Annotated in this window: 14 protein-coding genes, 1 tRNA gene and 1 pseudogene; 11 read left to right on the forward strand and 5 right to left on the reverse strand. The window is 72.6% G+C overall.

The window, feature by feature from the left end; all coding sequences use genetic code 11:
- Window positions 1-9: 9 nt before the first annotated feature.
- Window positions 10-3,906 (reverse strand): Pls/PosA family non-ribosomal peptide synthetase, encoded by a 3,897-nt coding sequence (locus tag DEJ06_RS05155; protein ID WP_111038617.1) that lies wholly within the window; start codon window positions 3,904-3,906, stop codon window positions 10-12.
- 44 nt (window positions 3,907-3,950) lie between these two features.
- Window positions 3,951-5,033 carry a Gfo/Idh/MocA family protein gene (locus DEJ06_RS05160; protein WP_258372468.1) on the reverse strand — a complete coding sequence of 361 codons (1,083 nt, stop codon included), beginning with the start codon at window positions 5,031-5,033 and terminating at the stop codon, window positions 3,951-3,953.
- Window positions 5,034-5,201: 168 nt separating this feature from the next.
- Here DEJ06_RS05160 and DEJ06_RS05165 point away from each other — a divergent pair, with 168 nt between their 5' ends.
- Together DEJ06_RS05165 and DEJ06_RS18700 are read left to right on the forward strand one after the other, a co-directional pair.
- Window positions 5,202-6,026 (forward strand): alpha/beta hydrolase, encoded by an 825-nt coding sequence (locus tag DEJ06_RS05165; protein WP_181436814.1) that lies wholly within the window; start codon window positions 5,202-5,204, stop codon window positions 6,024-6,026.
- Between the two features lie 26 nt (window positions 6,027-6,052).
- A pseudogene (locus DEJ06_RS18700) lies at window positions 6,053-6,397 on the forward strand (VOC family protein); the annotation flags it as partial.
- Window positions 6,398-6,423: 26 nt separating this feature from the next.
- On the opposite strand, the gene DEJ06_RS05170 reads toward DEJ06_RS18700, so the two are convergent.
- Window positions 6,424-6,495 (reverse strand) — tRNA-Arg (locus DEJ06_RS05170).
- A gap of 827 nt (window positions 6,496-7,322) precedes the next feature.
- Window positions 7,323-7,898, reverse strand: a complete 576-nt coding sequence (locus tag DEJ06_RS05175) for a hypothetical protein (RefSeq protein WP_111038619.1) — start codon at window positions 7,896-7,898, stop codon at window positions 7,323-7,325.
- A gap of 59 nt (window positions 7,899-7,957) precedes the next feature.
- Here DEJ06_RS05175 and argS point away from each other — a divergent pair, with 59 nt between their 5' ends.
- The 9 genes from argS to prmC all read left to right on the forward strand — a co-directional run bounded on the left by argS (window position 7,958) and on the right by prmC (window position 20,074).
- Window positions 7,958-9,628, forward strand: coding sequence for an arginine--tRNA ligase (argS, locus tag DEJ06_RS05180; RefSeq protein WP_111038620.1), 1,671 nt, complete (start codon window positions 7,958-7,960; stop codon window positions 9,626-9,628).
- A 159-nt stretch (window positions 9,629-9,787) separates the two neighbouring features.
- On the forward strand, window positions 9,788-10,543 hold the full coding sequence (locus DEJ06_RS05185) for an LmeA family phospholipid-binding protein (protein WP_111033762.1): 756 nt from the start codon (window positions 9,788-9,790) through the stop codon (window positions 10,541-10,543).
- A gap of 58 nt (window positions 10,544-10,601) precedes the next feature.
- Window positions 10,602-12,023: a diaminopimelate decarboxylase gene (gene lysA, locus DEJ06_RS05190; protein WP_111038621.1), complete on the forward strand. Its 1,422-nt coding sequence runs from the start codon at window positions 10,602-10,604 to the stop codon at window positions 12,021-12,023.
- Between the two features lie 65 nt (window positions 12,024-12,088).
- A complete protein-coding gene (locus tag DEJ06_RS05195) occupies window positions 12,089-13,396 on the forward strand; it encodes a homoserine dehydrogenase (protein WP_111038622.1) in 1,308 nt (435 codons plus the stop codon).
- Between the two features lie 87 nt (window positions 13,397-13,483).
- The gene (gene thrC, locus DEJ06_RS05200; RefSeq protein WP_071404606.1) at window positions 13,484-14,563 is read left to right on the forward strand and encodes a threonine synthase; all 1,080 of its coding nucleotides are present in this window, start codon (window positions 13,484-13,486) and stop codon (window positions 14,561-14,563) included.
- 32 nt (window positions 14,564-14,595) lie between these two features.
- The gene (gene thrB, locus DEJ06_RS05205; protein WP_181422633.1) at window positions 14,596-15,579 is read left to right on the forward strand and encodes a homoserine kinase; all 984 of its coding nucleotides are present in this window, start codon (window positions 14,596-14,598) and stop codon (window positions 15,577-15,579) included.
- Window positions 15,580-15,759: 180 nt separating this feature from the next.
- Window positions 15,760-18,087 carry a transcription termination factor Rho gene (rho, locus tag DEJ06_RS05210; protein WP_111038623.1) on the forward strand — a complete coding sequence of 776 codons (2,328 nt, stop codon included), beginning with the start codon at window positions 15,760-15,762 and terminating at the stop codon, window positions 18,085-18,087.
- Between the two features lie 3 nt (window positions 18,088-18,090).
- A complete protein-coding gene (gene prfA / locus DEJ06_RS05215) occupies window positions 18,091-19,173 on the forward strand; it encodes a peptide chain release factor 1 (protein ID WP_017885756.1) in 1,083 nt (360 codons plus the stop codon).
- A 103-nt stretch (window positions 19,174-19,276) separates the two neighbouring features.
- On the forward strand, window positions 19,277-20,074 hold the full coding sequence (gene prmC / locus DEJ06_RS05220; protein ID WP_375537724.1) for a peptide chain release factor N(5)-glutamine methyltransferase: 798 nt from the start codon (window positions 19,277-19,279) through the stop codon (window positions 20,072-20,074).
- Between the two features lie 318 nt (window positions 20,075-20,392).
- On the opposite strand, the gene DEJ06_RS05225 is transcribed toward prmC, so the two are convergent.
- On the reverse strand, window positions 20,393-21,046 hold the full coding sequence (locus DEJ06_RS05225; protein WP_139196861.1) for an HAD family phosphatase: 654 nt from the start codon (window positions 21,044-21,046) through the stop codon (window positions 20,393-20,395).

Here is a 21,046-nt window from a genome sequence, read left to right on the forward strand (position 1 = left end):
CAGTCAACCTCATGGCGCCGGTGGGGCGGTCACCGAGGGGGCTGCCGATGTCCACGGAGCGATCGGGTTGCCGGACCAGCGGGAACCCGTCGGCACCTGCTCACCGCGCATGACGAGCGAGGACGGCCCGACGGTCGCCCCGGCACCGATGCCGGCCGCCGGCAGGACCACGCTGTGCGGCCCGAGGGTCGCACCCGCGTCGATCCGGACGGTGTCGAGCTGCATCACGCGGTCGTGGAACAGGTGCGTCTGCACGACCGTGCCCCGCGCCACCGAAGCCCCGGAGCCGATGGTGACCAGGTCGGCCTCGGGTAGCCAGTACGTCTCGAGCCAGGTGCCGCGGCCGATCGTCGCACCGAGGCTCCGCAGCCAGACGGCCAGCGCGGGGGTGCCGGTGGCCTGCTCGGCGAACCAGGGGCGCGCGACGGTCTCGACGAAGGTGTCCTGCACCTCGTTGCGCCACACGAACGATGACCACAGCGGGTGCTCCCGGGCGGTGATCCGGCCGACGAACGCCCACTTCGCGATCGTCGAGACCACGGCGGCGACGGCACCGGCGGCGATGAGCACCGGTCCGGCGAGCAGTACCGTCCACCCGATCCCGACGGCCGACCAGAGCGCCAGCAGTGCTCCGGCCACGCCGAGCGCGATGGCGGCGGAGACCATCGGGGCCACCAGGCGCAGCAGCTCCCAGCAGCCGCGGGCGACCTTGAGCCGCCTGGACGGGCGGAACGTGCGCGCCTCGTCGAACTCCGTCGCCGCTCGCCGCAGCCGCACCGGGGGCGACCCGAGCCACGACGACCCGCGCTTGGCCTTCTTCGGCACCGCGGACAGCACCGCCACCAGGGCCTCGCGCGGCACCGAGCGTCCGGCCCCCGTCATGCCGCTGTTGCCGAGGAACGCGCGACGGCCGACCTTCGAACGACCGATCCGCACCCGACCGCCGCCGAGCTCGTACGTCGCCACCATCGTGTCGTCGGCCAGGAACGCCCCCGACGCGATCTGCGTCAACGCCGGGATGAGCAGCACCGTCGAGATCTCGGTGTCCCGACCGACCCGGGCGCCGAGCAGTCGCAGCCACACCGGCGTCACGAGTGATGCGTACAGCGGGAACAGCAGGGTGCGCGCCGCGTCGAGCACCCGCTCGGTCGACCACACCTGCCAGCCGATCCGGGAGCGCACCGGGTGCCGTCCCTCGTGCAGGCCGATGCCGAGCAGCCGCACCGCGACCACCACCAGCAGCGCGTACACCGCACCGGCGACGACCGTCGCCAGGGGGATCGTCAGCAGCGCACGGAGCACCGCGTCGCCCAGGGTCGACGCCCGCCCGACCAGGGCGAGGGCGACCAGCAGTCCGACCGCGACACCGACCACCGGCAACCCGGCCACGGCCAGGGACCCGGCCCCGTACGCGAGCAGCCAGCGTCGTCGGGTCGCTGGACGGGCCTCCCGGTCGTCACGAGCCGACCCGGTGCGCTCCGCAGGTGCCCCTGCCCAGCGTTCGCCCGCGGGCACGGGGCCGACGACGGCGGAACCCGCGGTGATCTCGGCACCCGCGCCGACGTGCGCCCCGGGCAGCAGCGTCGTCCGGCTGCGCACCACGGCGTCCTCGTCGATGCGGACGTGCCCCAGGTGGAACAGGTCGCCGTCGAGCCAGTGCCCGGCCAGGTCGACCTCGGGCTCGATCGAGGCACGCTTGCCGATCGTGAGCATCCCGGTCACCGGCGGCAGCGTGTGCAGGTCGACGTCCCTGCCGATCCGCGCGCCGAGGGCCCGGGCGTAGTAGCTGATCCACGGGGCGCCCGCCGTCGAGGGGCCGTCGACCGCCTCGGCGATGCGCTCGGCCAGCCAGACCCGCAGGTGCACCGAACCGCCACGGGGGTACGACCCCGGCCGGACCCCGGCGAGCAGCAGCCGCGCGAGCACCACCGTCAGCGCCATCTTGCCGATCGGCGTCACGAACACCAGGAGCGCCAGCACCAGCACCGGCCAGGGCAGCACCGGCAGGAACGGCAGCGTCGTCGCGTGCAGCACCGCGGCCACCAGGGCCGTCCACGTCAGCACCCGCAACCCCCGGAGCACCTGCACCGGCAGCCCGAGCAGCGTCATCAGCAGCCCCGTCGTCGGGGGCACCGGCGTGACGTCACGCGACGACGCCTCGACCGGGCCGGACTCGTCCAGCGCCGCCGCCAACGCCCCGATCCGCGGGTGGTCGTACACGTCCGCCACCGTCGTCGTCGGGAACCGCTCGCGGATGGCCGACACCAGCTGCGCCGCCGTCAACGACCCACCGCCGTGCGCGAAGAAGTCGTCGTCGACGCTCGCCACCGGCACCCCCAGGATCGCCGACCACCGCTCGGCGATCCACGCCACCGTGTCCGGCAGCATCGCCGCGTCCGTCGCCCCCGGCAACGGCCACGGCAGCGCCGCACGGTCGACCTTGCCCGACGTCCGCGTCGGCAGCGACTCCACCACGGCCACCAACGGCACCAGCGCCGCCGGCAGCTCCTGCCGCAACCGGGCGTTCGCCGCAGCCACGTCCACCGTCGCCCCGGCCACCGGAGCCACGTACCCGACCAGCACCTGGTTGCCCGCCGGGGTCCGCTGCACCACCGCGGCCCCACCCGCCACGTCGTCCAGGGCCTGCAGCGCCGCATCGATCTCCCCGAGCTCGATCCGCCGGCCACCGAGCTTCACCTGGTCGTCCGCACGCCCCTGGAACACCAGCCCCTCGGGCTCGTACCGCACCAGGTCCCCGCTCCGGTACGCCCGCTCCCACCCGAGCTCCGGGAACGGCGCGTACTTCTCCGCGTCCTTCGCCGGGTCCAGGTACCGCCCCAGCCCGACGCCGCCGATCACGAGCTCACCGACGCCGCCCGGCTCCACCCGCTGCCCGGCACCGTCCACCACGGCCAGGTCCCACCCGTCCAGCGGCAACCCGATCCGGATCGGCTGGCTCCCGTCGAGCAGGGACCCGCACGCCACCACCGTCGCCTCGGTCGGCCCGTACGTGTTCCACACCTCACGGTCACGACTCGCGATGCGCGCCGCCAGCTCCGGCGGGCACGCCTCACCACCGAAGATCACCAGCCGCACCTGCTCCAGCGCATCGTCCGGCCACAACGCCGCCAGCGTCGGCACCGTCGACACCACCGTGATCGTGTGCGCGATGAGCCACGGCCCCAGGTCCACCCCCGTCCGCACCAACGACCGGGGTGCCGGCACCAGCGCGGCGCCGTGCCCCCACGCCAACCACATCTCCTCGCACGACGCGTCGAACGCCACGCTCAGCCCCGCCAGCACCCGGTCACCCGGACCGATCGGCGCCGCCTGCAGGAACATCCGCGCCTCGGCGTCCACGAACGCCGCTGCACTGCGGTGGGTGACCGCCACACCCTTCGGCACCCCGGTCGACCCGGACGTGAAGATGATCCACGCGTCGTCGGTCTCACGGGGGAGCTCGGCGCTCGCCGCAGGGTCCGTCACCGGCAGCTCGGCGCCGTCGCGGTCGCGCAGGACACCGCCCGCGCCGATCACCCCGACGACACCGGCCTCGCCGAACACCAGGGTGGCGCGCTCCTCGGGGTCGTCCGCGTCGACCGGCACGTACGCCGCTCCGGCGGCGAGCACGGCGAGGATCGACAGGTACAGGTCACGCCCACCGGAGGGGATCCGCACCCCGACCCGGTCGCCCCGATGGACGCCCCGGCGTGCCAGGTCGTCGGCCTGCGCGCGCACGAGGTCGAGCAGGGCGGCGTAGTCGACGCTGCCGGCGGGGTCCTCGAGCGCCGTCGCGTCCGGGTGGGTCGCCGCGGTCGCCGCCAGGACGTCGAACAGGGTCCGTGGGGCGGGGGCGTCGCCGCCGCGGGCGAGTTCGAGCTGCGCGTTCCCGGTGCCGGTGGTCATCGAGGCCTCTTCCCGGTCGTGTGCGGGACGACCGGCCCGTGATCCTAGAGGGTCGAGGTGTCCTGCTCGGGAACGGACGGTGCCGCACCGGTCGGGCCGAGCGCCGCATCGGTCGGGCCGAGTGCCGCACGGGCCGCGTCGAGCGCCGTCGCGATCCCGACCGAGTCGTCCAGCGAGTGCACCGGGGACTCCGTGCGACCGTCCGCCACGTACTGCGCCAGCGCCGCCGCCTGCCACACGAGTCCCTGACGACCCCGCAGCCCCGTCGGCTCCGCCCAGTGGTCCTCCCCACCCGGGTGGTGCACCGCGAACGACGCCGGGAACACGAAGTGGTCGGTGTACCGGACCGTGGCCCGGCTCCCGGCGATCACCGCCAGCCCCGGCGTCCACGCCGTCATCGACGTGGCCACCACCGCCTGCGCGCCACGCTCCGCCGTCGACACCGTGACGGACTGGAGGTCCACCCCGCGATCCGAGACCGCCCCCGTCGTGCTGCTGGTCACCGGGGCGCCGGTGGCGAACCGTGCAAACCAGTGCCCGTAGACGCCGGCGTCGAGGAGAGCACCCCCACCCGCGGCGGGGTCGAACATCCGGTCCGCCGGGTCCGGGTCGTGCGGCCACCCGACGTCGACCGTCGCGAGGCGGACGTCGCCGAGGACCCCGTCCGCGAGCAGACGGGCGATGACCGTGGTGCCCGGCAGGTACCGGGTCCACATCGCCTCCATCGCGAGGACGCCCGCGGCCCGTGCGGCGTCGGCGAGGGTGCGGGTGTCCGCCGCCGAGGTCGTCATCGGCTTCTCGACGAGCACGTGCTTGCCGGCGGCGATCGCGAGCAACGCGTGCCCGAGGTGCTGCGGGTGCGGCGAGGCGACGTAGACCACGTCGACGGACGGGTCCGCCACGAGGGCCTCGTACGACCCGTGCACACCGGGCACGCCGTGGCGGGCGGCGAAGGCCGCGGCACGCTCGGGGGAGCGGGACCCCACGGCGACCACGCGCTGGTCGGAGTTCGCGTGCAGCGTCGCGGTGAAGTCGTTCGCGATCTCCCCGGGGCCGATCACACCCCACCGGAGCACGGGGCCGCCCCGCAGTGCGTGGACTCCGGGCACCGGGAACGTCATCGTCATGCCGGAACGCTACCGGGCTGACCCGGACCCGGTTGTGCGGCTCCTCGCCCCGGAACCGACCCGCATCGAGTCATCCGACCCAATCGCCCCGTGACACGGTCGATGAGAATCGGATTCCACGAACCGCCGCCGGTCGCGGCGTCGGGAACCCGAGGAAGGTCGTCACCGATGCCCACCCAGCCACCTCCCCACATCGACCGCGACGTGCGGTACTCGGACCGGCACGACGCCCTGGTCCTCGACGTCCACAGCCCGAGCACCGGATCGCCCCCGAGCACCGGCGCCGTCGTGCTCGTGCACGGGGGCGGCTGGTTCCGCGGGGACAAGTCCAAGGAGGACGGCCTGTCTGCCCGACTCGTCGACGCCGGGTTCACGGTCTTCGTCCCGAACTACCGGCTGGCACCGACGGACGTGTTCCCCGCGAGCAGGGACGACGTGCTCACCGCGTACGAGTGGGCGCTGCAGTCCGACGTCCCCTTCGACCGGAACAAGGTCGCCTTCTTCGGCGGGTCCGCCGGCGGGAACCTCGCCGTCGAGGGCGGCATCGCGACCGGCCGTCCCTCCGTGAGCTGGTCCGGGATCTTCGGCCTCGCCGAGATCATCCGCGCGACCGACGGCACGGTCTCCGCGGCGCCGACGACCCAGGACCTCGACGCGATGCGGAGCGCCGACATCGACCAGACCGGGCGGGACGACCCGTTCCTCCGCTGGGTGATCCTGCAGGAGGTCGGCGGCGACCGGTCGGCGCTCGCCGCGGCGTCCACGATCGAGCACGTGACGGCGTCGACGGGCCCCGTCTACCTCGCCAACTCGCTGGAGGAGTGGGTCCCGCGGTCGGACCCGATCGCCCTGCAGGCGGCGCTCGCCGCGGTCGGCGTCCCGAACACGCTGCAGCTGATCCCCGGTCTCCGGCACGCCGAGGGCTACACCGACCACGCGCTGCCCGGATCGCTCGCGTTCCTCGCGCAGGCGCTCGGGGTCGAGCACCGCTGAGCGGCGCGCGACGAAGGAGGACCCCCGTGCCCGACGACTCCACAGCACCGCTCCCGATCGGCCCGGTCGGCAACGTCTTCCTGTTCGTCGACGACCTCGAGGCCGCGGTCGCCTGGTACGCGGCCAGGCTCCGCCGCGAACCGGTCGTGCGTGGTGGCGCGCTCGTCGCGTTCGACATCGAGGGCGTCCGCCTCACGCTGCACCGCACCGACGAACTGAACACGCCGGGGCCGTCCGGCACGGTGCCGTACTGGACCGTGCCCGACGTGGACGCCGTCGTCGAGGACTGGGTCGCCAACGGTGCCGTCGCGCACCGGGGGCCGAAGACGGTGTTCACGGGAGAGCGGCTCTGCCAGCTGCTCGATCCCTTCGGGAACCTCTTCGGCGTACTTTCCAGTGCCCCCAGGAGGATTCGAACCTCCGCCCCTGCCTCCGGAGGGCAGTGCTCTATCCCCTGAGCTATGGGGGCCAAGGGGTGTCAACAACCGTAGCAGGTCCGGCGGGTGGTCCTGGACAGCGCGTGTCGCGCTGTGGACGTGCCGTCGGACGGCCGGGAGGCGCGGTGCGGGCCCGCCACGGGCCTCCCGTCCGCACCGTGCATCCGTCGCGATTCCGTGCGAGGTTCCGTGTCCCGTGCGGCGCAGCAGGCGCGCACGACGCACGGAACCTCGCACCAGATGGCGGACCCGGCACCGTGCGAGCGTCACGAGCCGGTGCGAGGTCCCGCGCTCCGTGCGGCGCTGCAAGCGCGCACCACGTGCGCAACCTCGCACCAGACGACGGACACGGCACGGTGCGTGGCCGCCGCCGGCCTGGAGGCGCGGCGCGGGCCCGCCACGGGCCTCCCGTCCGCACCGTGCGTCCGTCGCGATCCGGTGCGAGGTTCCGCGTTCCGTGCGGCGCTGCAAGCGCGCACCACGTGCGCAACCTCGCACCAGACGACGGACACGGCACTGTGCGTGGCCGCCGCCGGCCGGGAGGCGCGGTGCGGGCCTGCCACGGGCCTCCCGTCCGCACCGTGCGTCCGTCGCGATCCGGTGCGAGGTTCCGTGTTCCGTGCGGCGCTGCAAGCGCGCACCACGTGCGGAACCTCGCACCGGACGGCGGACCCGGCACCGTGCGTGGCCGCCGCCGGCCGGGAGGCGCGGTGCGGACCCGCCACGGCCCTCCCGTCCGCACCGTGCGTCCGTCGCGAGCCGGTGCGAGGTTCCGCGTTCCGTGCGGCGCTGCACGCGCGCACCACGCGCGCAACCTCGCACCGGACGGCGGACCTCGCACCGTGCCGGCGCGGCCCCGTCAGCCCGCGGGCGTCGCCGTCGCCGACCCGGACGGCTGCAGCGCAGCGTGCACCGCGTCGACGACGGGCTGCGCCCCACCCGGCTCGGTGAACAGCGTCGACTGCGCGGTGATCCAGTACGGGTCGGCGAAGGCATCGGCGCGGCCGACGTCGCCGCTCAGGGCGAAGTAGCCCTCCACGCGGTAGGTGGGGACAGACCCGCCCCGCTCGTACAGGGCGTCCTTCAGGTTGGTGAGCGACTTCTCAGGCAGGTCGGCGACCGCGAGCGTGATCGCCGTGGCGTCCGCGTCGGTGCTGACGAACCGGCACACGCGACCCTGCTGCTTCGCGATGGTCGCGGCGGGGGAGCCCTTCGCCGGGGTGAAGGAGTCGTCGAGCTCGAAGGTCTGCCCGTACACCGACAGTGCGCTGGTCGGCAGGAGCTCCGCGCAGGTCTGCGACACCGGCTTGCCCGCCGGGGTCGCGCTGGCCGACGGGGTGCTGTCCCCGCCGCCCGAGCACCCGGCGAGCACGACGGCTGCTGCGGTGGTGAGGGTGGCGACGGTGAGCGCCCGGGCACGGCTGCGGGGGGTCATCCCGACATGATGCTGCATCGACCGGTGCGGACCTGGGCGTCCCGGTAGGATCGGTCCTCGTGACTCCTGCCGAACTCTCCGCCGCGTACCTGTCGATCCTGACCGGGATCGTCGAGCGCCGAGGCGCGTCCGAGACCGTGACGATCGAGGAGTCCCACGTGGTGCTCGAGCGTCCGAAGAACCGCGCCCACGGCGACTGGGCCTCGAACGCGGCCATGCAGCTCGCGAAGCGGCTCGGCACGAACCCGCGCGAGCTCGCGACCGAGATCGCCGGCGAGCTGACCGAGCTCGACGGTGTGGACTCCGTCGACGTCGCCGGCCCCGGCTTCATCAACATCACGCTCGAGGCGGCCGCCGCTGGCGAGATCGCGCGCACCATCGTGGACGGCGGCGAGTCCTTCGGCACCGGCGACCTGTACGACGGCGTCCGGATCAACCTGGAGTTCGTCTCCGCCAACCCCACCGGCCCGATCCACATGGGCGGCGTCCGCTGGGCCGCGGTCGGCGACAGCCTGGCCCGCGTGTTCCAGGCGCAGGGCGGGCTCGTCACCCGCGAGTACTACTTCAACGACCACGGCGCGCAGATCGACCGGTTCGCCCGCTCCCTCGTCGCCAGCGCACTCGGTGAGCCCACGCCCGAGGACGGCTACGGCGGCGCCTACATCGCCGAGATCGCGGCACGGGTCATCGCGACCCTCGAGCCGGGCATCGACGTCCGCGACCTGCGGCGCGACGAGGCGCAGGAGCTCTTCCGTCGCGAGGGCGTCGACTTCATGTTCGCGGACATCAAGTCGTCGCTGCACGACTTCGGCGTCGACTTCGACGTCTACTTCCACGAGAACGCCCTGCACGAGTCGAAGGCCGTCGAGCGTGCGATCGCCCGGCTGCGGTCGGCCGGCGTGATGTACGAGGCCGAGGGCGCCGAGTGGCTCCGCACGACCGACTTCGGCGACGACCGCGACCGCGTCGTCATCAAGTCGGACGGCGAGCCCGCGTACATCGCCGGCGACCTGGCGTACTACCTCGACAAGCGCGAGCGCGGGTTCGAGCGGAACCTGATCATGCTCGGCGCCGACCACCACGGCTACGTCGGCCGGATGATGGCGATGTGCGCCGCGTTCGGGGACGAGCCCGGCAAGAACCTCGAGATCCTGATCGGGCAGATGGTCAACCTGCTCAAGGACGGCGAGCCGATGCGCATGTCGAAGCGCAACGGCACCATCGTCACGATGGAGGACCTCGTCGACGCCGTCGGCGTCGACGCCGGCCGGTACGCCCTGGTCCGCTTCGCCAGCGACACCGCGATCGACATCGACCTCGACCTGCTCACGAAGCGCACGAACGACAACCCCGTCTTCTACGTGCAGTACGCCCACGCCCGCACGCAGTCGGTGGCCCGGAACGCCGCGGCGGCCGGGGTCGACCGGTCGGTGTTCGACGCCGCGCTGCTGACCCACGAGTCGGAGAGCGCGCTCCTCGGAGCCCTCGCCGAGTACCCGCGGGTGGTCCGGCACGCAGCCGAGCTGCGCGAGCCGCACCGCATCGCGCGGTACATCGAGCAGCTGGCCGGCCTGTACCACCGCTGGTACGACTCCTGCCGTGTCACGCCCCTCGGCGACGAGCCCGTGACCGACCTGCACCGCACGCGCCTGTGGCTGAACGACGCCACCGGCCAGGTCGTCCGGAACGGCCTCGGCCTGCTCGGCGTGTCGGCGCCGTCCCGCATGTAGCGGTACTCCTTCCGCAAGACACCGGTGTTCGCGCACCGAACACCGGCATTCCGCGGTGTCGAGCGCGAACACCGGTGTTTTGCTTCCCGGCCGCCGCTGCGCCGGACGCGCACCGGGCCTCCAGGCAGGCTGCCGGGACGGGCTGGCAGGGTAGGACGCATGCCCGCAGCCACCGAACGCCCCACCACGCGCCGCCGCTGGCCCGTCGTCCTGCTCGTGGTCGTCGTCGTGCTCGCCGCCCTCGTCGTCGTCGCCGAGTTCGTGCTGCGCGGCGTCGTCGACCGGATCATCGCCCAGCAGGTCGAGCAGTCGCTACCGGACGGCACGACCGGCGAGGTCGACGCCCACGCGGAGGGCATCGTCATCCCGCAGCTCATCAGCGGCACGCTCGACCGCGTCGAGATCTCCTCGGAGAAGCTCACGGTGGACGGCATCCCGCTCGCCGCCGACGTCACCGCGCAGGACGTGCCGGTGGACGGCAAGGGCGACGTCCGCGACGTCGACGGCACGGTCACCCTGGCGTCGTCGAGCGTCAAGGACCTGGCGAAGTACAGCCCGCTGTTCGACCGGCTGAACCTGGTCGACGGCGGCGTCGAACTGACGGGGTCGTCGTCGGTGCTCGGCTACGACATCACCTACGCCGCCAAGGGTGCCGTCGTCGCGCAGGACGACGGCCGCGGCATCTCGATCACCCCTGAGAGCGTCCGGATCACGAACTCCGACCTCGGCCTCAAGGTCGACTCGATCCCGGGCGTCACCGGCGTCCCGGTGCAGGTCTGCACCGCGCAGTTCCTGCCCGAGGCGCTGCGGGTGCGCTCGCTCGACGTGTCGAAGTCGGACGCGACGGTCCGGATCACCGCGGACGCGCTACCGCTCAACGAGGACGGCCTGCGGACGGTCGGCAGCTGCGGCTGAGCGGACGGGTGCGTAACGCGGCCTGGAGGAACGGCTCGCGTCGGTAGGATCGGGTCCCGTGAGCGAGAACCCCCTTGCACCGCCGCGGCTGCGGTTCCCGACGGACGCCTCCGAACTGGTGGACCGCATCTGGCCCGCGTCCGCGACGCGGACCGACGACGGCACCCTGGCGATCGGCGGCATCAGCGCGACGGACCTGGTCGCGCAGTTCGGGACGCCCCTGTACGTCGTCGACGAGCGTGACGTCCAGTCCCGTGCCGTCCGTGTCCGGAACGCGTTCGCCGAGGCGTTCGAGCGCATCGGCAGCCACGCGCACGTCTACTACGCCGGCAAGGCCTTCCTGACGACGCAGGTCGTCGCGTGGATGGCCGAGGCCGACCTGCGCGTGGACGTCTGCACCGCCGGTGAGCTCGCGGTCGCCCTGGCCGGCGGCATCGACCCCGGCCGGCTCGGCTTCCACGGCAACGACAAGTCCGACGCCGAGATCGCCCGCGCGGTCGAGGTCGGCATCGGCACGATCGTGCTCGACAGCCACGAAGAGGTGCAGCGCGTCGCCCGTGCCGCCGCCGACGCCGGCGTCGTGCAGCGCGTGCGCATCCGGATCAACACCGGTGTGCACGCGTCCACCCACGAGTACCTGGCGACCGCTCGCGAGGACCAGAAGTTCGGCATCCCGCTGTCCGAGGCCGTCGAGGCCGCGGCAGCCGTCCGCGCCGAGCCCTCGCTCGCCTTCGTCGGGCTGCACTCGCACATCGGCTCGCAGATCTTCGACGACGCCGGCTTCCGCGAGGCCGCACGTCGACTCATGGACGTGCACGCGACGCTCGTGGCCTCCGGGCCGGTGCCCGAGCTGAACCTCGGCGGCGGCTGGGGCATCGACTACACCGAGGCCGACTCGGCCTTCGCCCCCGAGGACGTCGCGGAGGCACTGGCCACGATCATCGGCGAGGCCTGCGCCGAGCGCGGCATCCCGGTGCCGGACATCGCCGTCGAGCCGGGCCGCTACATCATCGGCCCGCCCGGGGTGACGCTCTACCGCGTCGGCACGATCAAGCCCGTCACGCTCGAGACCGACGACGGCGGCAGCGCGACCCGCACGTACGTCTCGGTCGACGGCGGGATGAGCGACAACATCCGTCCCGCCCTGTACGGCGCCGACTACACGGCCCGGCTCGCCCGCACCTCGGACGCCCCGGCGGTGCTGAGCCGCGTCGTCGGCAAGCACTGCGAGAGCGGCGACGTCGTGGTCAACGACGAGTACCTGCCCGGCGACGTGCAGCGCGGTGACCTGCTCGCCGTCGCGGCCACCGGGGCCTACTGCTGGGCGCTGTCGAGCAACTACAACCACGTGGGCCGCCCGCCGGTCGTCGCCGTCGCGGACGGCACAGCCCGTATCCTCGTGCGGGGCGAGACGATCGACGACCTCCTCGCCCGTGACACCGGGGTCGCCGCCGTGCCCACCGACGGCACCGGCCGCTGACCCCCGACCCGACCGGGTCCGCCCACCCCGCAGGGCGCACCCCCACCGACAGGAACCGCTACCAGATGATCGAATACCGCAACGTCCGTGTCGCGCTGCTCGGGGCCGGCTCGGTCGGTTCCCAGGTCGCGCGACTGCTCCTCGAGCACGGCGACGAGCTGGCCTCGCGCGCCGGTGCCGGGCTCGAGCTGGTCGGGATCGCCGTGCGCGACGTGGACGCCCAGCGCGACGTCGACCTGCCGGCGGAGCTCTTCACCACGGACGCTGCATCGCTCATCCTCGGCGCGGACATCGTCGTCGAACTCATCGGCGGCATCGAGCCGGCACGCACCCTCGTGCTCCAGGCCCTGCAGTCGGGCGCGGACGTCGTCACCGGCAACAAGGCGCTGCTCGCGACCCACGGCCCGGAGCTCTTCGCCGCGGCCGAGCAGGTCGGCGCGCAGCTCTACTACGAGGCCGCCGTGGCCGGGGCGATCCCGATCATCCGTCCGCTGCACGACTCGCTCGCCGGTGACCGCATCGTCCGGATCATGGGCATCGTCAACGGCACCACGAACTTCATCCTCGACCTGATGGACCGCAAGGGTTCCACGTTCGAGGACGCCCTGGCCACCGCGACGGAGCTGGGCTACGCCGAGGCCGACCCGACCGCCGACGTCGAGGGCTACGACGCCGCGCAGAAGGCCGCGATCCTGGCCTCGCTGGCGTTCCACACCTCGGTGCCGCTCGCCGCCGTGCACCGCGAGGGCATCACCCACGTCACGATCGACCAGGTCCGCGCCGCCCGCAAGGCCGGCTACGTCGTGAAGATCCTGGCGACCGCCGAGCGGCTCACCGACGAGGACGGCCGCGAGGGCGTCAGCGCCCGCGTCTACCCGGCCCTCGTGCCCGAGTCGCACCCGCTCGCGAGCGTCCACGGTGCGAAGAACGCCGTGTTCGTCGAGGCCGAGGCCGCCGGCGACCTGATGTTCTACGGCGCGGGTGCCGGTGGCATCGAGACGGCCTCGGCGGTCCTCGGCGACCTGGTCTCCGCGGCCCGCCGGCACGTCATCGGCGGCCCGGGTGTCGCCGAGTCGACGCAGTCCGAGCTGCCGGTGTTCCCGATCGGCACCGTCCGCACGAGCTACCAGATCACCCTGCACGTCACGGACGCCCCCGGCGTGCTGTCGACGGTCGCCGGCGTGCTCGCGAAGCACGGCGTCAGTGTCGAGACGGTCGAGCAGACCACCACCGGCGCAGCCGAGGGGACCGCGACGCTCGTCATCGGCACCCACCTGGCGCGCGAGGCTGACCTGGCGGACACCGTCGTCGCCCTCCGCGGCGAGGACGTCGTCCTGGACGTCACCAGCGTCCTGCGCGTCGTCGGTCGCTGACGCGACCACGGGCCTCCAGGCCGACCAGCCGGTCCACCCAGCCGCACCACCAAAAGATCCACCCCACCGGACAGAGAGAGAAGCCTGATGGCCCACCAGTGGCAGGGAGTCCTGCGCGAGTACGCCGACCGACTCGACGTGACCGAGGCGACGCCCATCGTCACGCTCGGTGAGGGCGGCACGCCGCTCATCCCGGCTCGTCGGCTCTCCGAGCGCACCGGCGCCGAGGTCTACGTGAAGTTCGAGGGCATGAACCCGACGGGTTCGTTCAAGGACCGCGGCATGACGATGGCGATCTCGAAGGCCGTCGAGCACGGCGCGAAGGCCGTCATCTGCGCCTCGACCGGCAACACCAGCGCCTCGGCCGCCGCGTACGCCACGCACGCCGGCATCACCGCTGCGGTCCTCGTGCCCGAGGGCAAGATCGCCATGGGCAAGCTCAGCCAGGCCGTCGCCCACGACGCCCAGCTGCTGCAGGTGCAGGGCAACTTCGACGACTGCCTCGACATCGCCCGCGACCTGGCGGCGAACTACCCGGTGCACCTCGTCAACTCCGTCAACAACGACCGCATCGAGGGGCAGAAGACCGCCGCGTTCGAGGTCGTCGACGTCCTCGGTGACGCACCGGACTTCCACTTCCTGCCCGTCGGCAACGCGGGCAACTACACCGCGTACTCGCGCGGCTACCGCGAGGACGTCGCCGCCGGCCGCAGCACCAAGCTGCCCCGCATGTTCGGGTTCCAGGCCGCGGGTTCCGCCCCGATCGTGCACGGCGAGGTCGTCCGGCACCCCGACACGATCGCGTCGGCGATCCGCATCGGCAACCCGGCCTCGTGGCAGTTCGCGCTCGAGGCGCGGGAGGAGACCGACGGCTACTTCGGTGCCATCACCGACGAGGCCATCCTCGCCGCACACCGCATCCTGTCTGCCGAGGTCGGCGTCTTCGTCGAGCCCGCATCAGCCATCGGTGTCGCCGGGCTCCTCGAGCGTGCCGACGCCGGTGTCGTGCCGAAGGGCGCGAAGGTCGTCATCACGGTCACGGGCCACGGCCTGAAGGACCCGCAGTGGGCCCTCCGCACGCCGGACGGCGGCGAGGTCACCCCGACGAGCGTGCCGGTCGACACGAAGTCGATCGCCGACGTGCTCGGTCTGGTCAGCGAGCAGTGATCTCCGACCGCTCGTCCGGACCGGGTGAGGGCATGACCGCCCGCAGTGCTGTACCGGCCGGACGGGCGGTCCGTGCGCTGCCGACCGGATCGGCGGTCCGCGTCCGGGTACCGGCCACGTCGGCGAACCTCGGCCCCGGCTTCGACTCGCTCGGCCTCGCGCTCTCGCTCTACGACGAGGTCGTGGTGCGCGTGCGCTCCGAACCCGGCGCGACCGTCACGGTCGAGGGCGTCGGTGCCGGTGAGGTCGCCACGGACGACACGAACCTCGTCGTCCGTGCGGTCCGCCGTGGCCTGGAGCACGCCGGTGTCGACCAGCCCGGTCTCGAGCTGCACGCCACGAACGCGATCCCGCACGGCCGCGGTCTCGGTTCCTCCGCCGCGGCGATCGTCGCCGGGCTGATGGCGGCCCGTGGTCTGCTCGAGGGCGTCGTCGACCTGGACGCCTCGACGCTCCTGACCCTGGCCACCGAGATGGAGGGCCACCCGGACAACGTCGCGCCGGCGCTCTTCGGCGGCCTGACGATCGCGTGGATGACCGCCGAGGGCCCGGCCTACAAGCGGCTCCTGGTGCACCGCGGTGTCGCCCCGGTGGTGTTCGTGCCGACCTCGACGCTCTCGACCAAGCTCGCGCGCTCCCTGCAGCCCGAGCAGGTCCCGCACGCCGACGCCGCGTTCAACGTCTCCCGCTCGGCGCTGCTCGTCGCGGCGCTCATCCAGAGCCCCGAGCTGCTGCTCGCCGCGACCGAGGACCGTCTGCACCAGGCGTACCGCGCCAGCGCCATGCCCGAGACCGACGCCCTGATCCGGTTGCTCCGACAGCACGGCCTCGCCGCGGTGGTCTCCGGTGCCGGGCCGAGCCTGCTCGTCCTCGGCAGCGACCCGGCACAGCGCCTGACCGCCGCCGAACTGGTGCAGCGACACGCCGAATCCGACTGGCGGCCGCTCATGCTGGCCGTCGATCTCGGTGGTGCTACAGTGGCAGCGCACTCGGCGCTCGAAGCCGAACCCGCGTAACCGTACGGATCGCTCGTCCTCAGGACAGCTCCTGCGACGTCGCAGGGTCCGGTGCGCGAGTGTGCATCTCTTTCTGATCACCGAATCCCGATCCGTCGTCTGAACGGCGGTCGATGCTCACCCTGCATCCGGGACGGTGGAAACTCTCCGCGTTCTGCGGTTCGAAAGGAAACACCGACCTTGACCGACAACAACTCCGCCCAGGTGGAGATCCCCAGCGATCTGCGTGCCCTCCGTCTCCCGGAGCTCCAGCGCATCGCCTCCTCGCTCGGCATCACCGGGCTCTCCAAGCTCCGCAAGGGCGACCTGATCGCCTCCATCGAGGACAAGCGTCCCGTCGACGAGACGCCGGCCGCCCCGGCCGCCGCCGTCGCCGAGACCCCCGCCGAGCCGGCCGCCACCGAGCAGCCGACCCTGCCGGAGCCCGCTGAGACCCCCGCGCAGCCCGCTGCCGAGGCACCCGTCGCCGACCCCGAGGCACCCGCCGAGTCGGCAGCCCCGAGCCGTGCCCGTCGTTCGCGCCGCGCGTCGTCCGGTGGCACCGTGAACGCCGCGCCGACCTCGGCCGCCGAGCACACCAACCACGGCCAGACCGGCACCGAGGACCTCCTCGCCGGGCTCGACCAGGTCCGCGCCGAGAAGGACGCCCAGGAAGCCGCGCAGTCCGGCTCGCAGCGTCGCGGCCGTGGCCAGCGGAACGCCGAGCAGCGTGGCACCGACCAGCGTGGCACCGAGCAGCGCGCCGCCGACCAGGGCCAGCAGGCGTCGGCACCCGCCGAGGCCGAGCAGCCGAGCCAGGCGGCCCAGCAGGGCCAGCAGGCCCCGACCTCCGCCGTCCAGGCCGACCAGGACCAGAACGAGTCCGGCGACCAGAACGACCAGGGCGACCAGAACTCCGAGCAGGGCGAGGGCGGCTCGCGTCGCGGTCGTCGCAGCCGTGGTCGCGGTCGTGGCCGTGGCCAGAACGCCGAGAACGGCGAGCAGCAGAACGGCGCCGAGCAGCAGAACGGCGGCCAGCAGAAGCAGAACGGCGCCGAGCAGCAGAACGGCGGCCAGAACGCCGGCCAGCAGAAGCAGAACGGCGGCGAGCAGCAGAACGGCCAGCAGAACGGCGGCCAGAAGCAGAACGACCAGCCGAAGCAGGCCGAGGCCAAGCAGGACGACAAGGCCGACCAGAAGCAGCAGCAGAACGCCGGCCAGCAGAAGCAGCAGACGAGCGGCCAGCAGAAGCAGCAGCAGCAACAGCACGCCGACGAGGCCGAGAGCGGCCGCAGCCGTCGCCAGCGCGACCGCAAGCGCGGCCGTGGCGGCCAGAACGACGACTTCGAGCCCGAGGTCACCGAGGACGACGTCCTGATCCCGATCGCGGGCATCCTCGACGTCCTCGACAACTACGCGTTCGTCCGCACCACCGGGTACCTGCCGGGCCCGAGCGACGTCTACGTCTCCCTCGGCCAGGTGAAGAAGTACCACCTGCGCAAGGGCGACGCCGTCGTCGGTTCGATCAAGCAGCCGCGTGACGGCGAGCAGCAGAGCCGCCAGAAGTACAACGCGCTCGTCGCCGTCGAGTCGATCAACGGCCAGTCCGCCGACGAGGCCGCGGCCCGCGTCGACTTCAACGACCTCACCCCGCTGTACCCGAACGAGCGCCTGCGCCTCGAGACGGAGCCGGGCAAGCTGTCGACCCGCATCATCGACCTCGTGTCGCCGATCGGCAAGGGCCAGCGCGGTCTCATCGTTTCGCCGCCGAAGGCCGGCAAGACCGTCGTGCTGCAGGCCATCGCGAACGCCGTCGCCAAGAACAACCCCGAGGCGCACCTGATGGTCGTCCTCGTCGACGAGCGGCCCGAAGAGGTCACCGACATGCAGCGCACGGTGAAGGGCGAGGTCATCGCCTCGACCTTCGACCGTCCCGCCGAGGACCACACCACCGTCGCCGAGCTCGCCATCGAGCGTGCGAAGCGTCTGGTGGAGCTGGGCCACGACGTCGTGCTGCTGCTCGACTCGATCACCCGCCTGGGCCGTGCGTACAACCTGTCGACCCCGCCGTCGGGCCGTGTGCTCTCCGGTGGCGTCGACTCGGCGGCGCTCTACCCGCCGAAGCGCTTCTTCGGTGCCGCGCGCAACATCGAGGACGGTGGCTCGCTGACCATCCTCGCGACCGCGCTCGTCGAGACCGGCTCCAAGATGGACGAGGTCATCTTCGAGGAGTTCAAGGGCACCGGCAACATGGAGCTCCGCCTGAACCGTCACCTCGCCGACAAGCGGATCTTCCCCGCCGTCGACGTGAACGCCTCGGGCACCCGTCGCGAGGAGCAGCTGCTCTCCGCCGACGAGGTCAAGATCACCTGGCGTCTGCGCCGGGCCCTCGCCGGGCTCGACCCGCAGCAGGCCCTCGAGATCGTGCTGCGGAACCTCAAGGAGACGCAGTCGAACGTCGAGTTCCTGGTGCAGGTGCAGAAGTCGGTCCCCTCGACCGGCGCCCACCACAACGGCCACCAGGAGTAACGCGTGTTCGAGTCGGTAGCGGGGCTGCTGGCGGAACACGAGGACCTGACACAGCAGCTGTCGGACCCCGCGCTCCACGCCGATGCGGCCCGGGCGAAGAAGGTGAACCGGCGGTACGCCGAGCTCAACCAGATCAAGTCCGCGTACGAGGCCTGGCAGGCGGCGGGGGACGACCTCGCCGCCGCCCAGGAACTCGCCCGTGAAGACGCAGCGTTCGCGGACGAGGTCCCCGGGCTCGAGGAGCAGCTGTCGGAGCGCCAGGAGCGTCTCCGCCGGCTGCTCATCCCGCGCGACCCCGACGACGGCCGTGACGTCATCATGGAGATCAAGGGCGGCGAGGGCGGCGAGGAATCGGCGCTGTTCGCGGCCGACCTCCTGCGCATGTACTCGCACTACGCCGAGACCAAGGGCTGGAAGGTCGAGCTCCTCGAGCGCACCGAGTCCGACCTGGGTGGCTACAAGGACGTCCAGGTCGCGATCAAGTCGAACACGACCGATCCGTCCCAGGGCGTCTGGGCGCACCTGAAGTACGAGGGCGGTGTGCACCGCGTCCAGCGTGTGCCGCAGACCGAGTCGCAGGGGCGCATCCACACCTCGACCACCGGCGTGCTGGTGTTCCCCGAGGTGGACGAGCCCGAAGAGGTCCAGATCAACCAGAACGACCTCAAGATCGACGTCTACCGGTCCTCCGGCCCGGGCGGGCAGTCCGTCAACACGACGGACTCCGCGGTCCGCATCACCCACCTGCCCACGGGCATCACGGTGGCGATGCAGAACGAGAAGTCGCAGCTGCAGAACCGCGAGGCTGGCATGCGCGTGCTCCGCGCACGCATCCTCGCGCGCCAGCAGGAGGAGCTCGACGCGATCGCCTCGGACGCGCGCAAGTCGCAGATCCGCGGGATGGACCGTTCGGAGCGCATCCGCACGTACAACTTCCCGGAGAACCGGATCGCGGACCACCGCACCGGCTACAAGGCGTACGACCTCGACCGCGTGATGAACGGTGCCCTCGAGCCCGTCATCCAGTCCGCCATCCAGGCGGACGAAGAGGCACGTCTGGCCGCCATCGGCGACCAGGACGCGTAAGCGCACACCCAGCCTGGAGGCCCGGATCACCGCCGACACGCCCCTTACGTACGCCGCGGATCGCCTGCTCGAGCAGGCGACCGCGGCGCTCGTCGCCGTCGGCGTGCCGACGCCCCGGGTCGACGCGGAGCTGCTGCTCGCGTGGGCGACCGACACCTCGCGCGGAGCCGTCCAGGCCCGTGCGCTGATCGGCGGCGGCATCGCCCCGGAGCACGTCGAGCGCTTCCGGCACGCCGTCGCCCGCCGTGCCACCCGTGAGCCGCTGCAGCACATCACCGGGCAGGCGTACTTCCGTGCGCTCACCCTGGCCGTCGGACCGGGCGTGTTCGTGCCCCGTCCGGAGACCGAGGGCGTCGTGCAGTTCGGCATCGACGCGCTGCGGGCGACCGCGGTCCCCGAGCCGATCGCCGTGGACCTGGGCTCCGGCAGCGGTGCGATCGCGATCGCGATGGACACCGAGGTGCCGAACGCCGTGGTCTACGCCGTCGAGCGGTCGGCCGAGGCCCTGCCGTGGACCCGGCGGAACGTCGACGCCCACGGTGGGACGGTCCGGCTCGTCGAGGGCGACCTCGCCGACGCGCTGCCGGAACTCGACGGCACCGTGTCCGTCGTCGTGTCGAACCCGCCGTACGTGCCGGATGACGCGATCCCGATCGACCCCGAGGTCCGCGACCACGACCCGGCGATGGCCCTCTACGGCGGGCCCGACGGCCTCGACGCCGTCCGGGCTCTCGCCGCGACGGCCTGGCGGTTGCTGGTGCCCGGGGGAGTCCTGGTCATCGAGCACGCCGAGCCGCAGGGCGCCGGCGTCCGGGAGGTCCTGGCGCGCCGGGGGTTCCGCACCCCGGAGACGCACGTCGACCTGACGGGGCGCGACCGCACGACCACCGCGACGCGCTAGACGGGGGCGAGCCGGGCCTCCCGTCGCTCGGCCGCGCGTGCGTGTGCCGGGTGGATCCGGGCGTACCTGGTGGGATCGGGCGTACCGGGTCGTCCGGGATGACCAGGTGTGCCCGTTCTTGCTTTCCAGCGCGACCGCGATGGGAAGGATCGGGCGTGGCGGGCGTGGGCGGGCCTCCCGTCGCTCGGCCGCGTGCGTGTGCCGGGTGGATCCGGGCGTCCCTGGTGGGATCGGGCGTACCGGGTCGTTCGGAATGACCAGGTATGCCCGTTCTTGCTTTCCAGCGCGACCGCGATGGGAAGGAACGGGCGTGGCGGGCTACGCGACGGGGGAGGCCTCGCGCTGCTGCGCCGCGACGAAGGCGCGGACGTGCTCCCGCAGGTCGGTGTCGTGCTCGACCAGGACCGCGTGGATGCCGACGCTCCGCGCACCCGCGATGTTCTCGGGCATGTCGTCGGCGAAGAAGGTGCGCTCCGCGGGGACCCCGTGGTGGGCGATCGCCCGCTGGAAGACCTCCGGCTCGGGCTTCCGTGCGCCGAAGTTGCTCGACGTGTCCAGGTGCTCGCCGAAGACCTCGGGCAGGGACGGCGCCCACTCGTGGATCCAGCGGCCGGCGAGTGGACCGTTGTTGGTGAGCAGCCCGACACGCCCGTGCTCGCTCGCGATCCGGACCGCCTCGATGCGTTCCGGCAGCTCGGTCATGGCGGATCCGCGGATTCGGGCCCAGTCGGCCTCGGGGACGTCGCACTCCATCGCGCGCTCGAACGCGGCGAGGTACTCGTCGCCGTCGGCGAACCCACCGGCCTCGGCACGCATCTCGTGACCGCAGTCCCACCAGCGGCGACGGAGCTCCTGGAACTCGTGTCCGGTGAACTCGGAGAGTGCGGCCATGCGCACCTGCCAGTCGTACCGGACCAGGACGTCGTCCATGTCGAAGAGGAACAGGAGCGGGGGTGCGGGCGTCTCGTTCAC

It is taken from the genome of Curtobacterium sp. MCLR17_051, assembly GCF_003234395.1.
Taxonomy (GTDB): domain Bacteria; phylum Actinomycetota; class Actinomycetes; order Actinomycetales; family Microbacteriaceae; genus Curtobacterium; species Curtobacterium flaccumfaciens.

Excerpts from the sequence above, each read along its gene's own strand:
- DEJ06_RS05155 (WP_111038617.1), bottom strand. The coding sequence starts at position 3,906 with ATGACCACCGGCACCGGGAACGCGCAGCTCGAACTCGCCCGCGGCGGC.
- DEJ06_RS05160 (WP_258372468.1), bottom strand. The coding sequence starts at position 5,033 with ATGACGATGACGTTCCCGGTGCCCGGAGTCCACGCACTGCGGGGCGGC.
- DEJ06_RS05165 (WP_181436814.1), top strand. The coding sequence starts at position 5,202 with ATGCCCACCCAGCCACCTCCCCACATCGACCGCGACGTGCGGTACTCG.
- DEJ06_RS05175 (WP_111038619.1), bottom strand. The coding sequence starts at position 7,898 with ATGACCCCCCGCAGCCGTGCCCGGGCGCTCACCGTCGCCACCCTCACC.
- DEJ06_RS05185 (WP_111033762.1), top strand. The coding sequence starts at position 9,788 with ATGCCCGCAGCCACCGAACGCCCCACCACGCGCCGCCGCTGGCCCGTC.
- DEJ06_RS05195 (WP_111038622.1), top strand. The coding sequence starts at position 12,089 with ATGATCGAATACCGCAACGTCCGTGTCGCGCTGCTCGGGGCCGGCTCG.
- thrC (WP_071404606.1), top strand. The coding sequence starts at position 13,484 with ATGGCCCACCAGTGGCAGGGAGTCCTGCGCGAGTACGCCGACCGACTC.
- thrB (WP_181422633.1), top strand. The coding sequence starts at position 14,596 with ATGACCGCCCGCAGTGCTGTACCGGCCGGACGGGCGGTCCGTGCGCTG.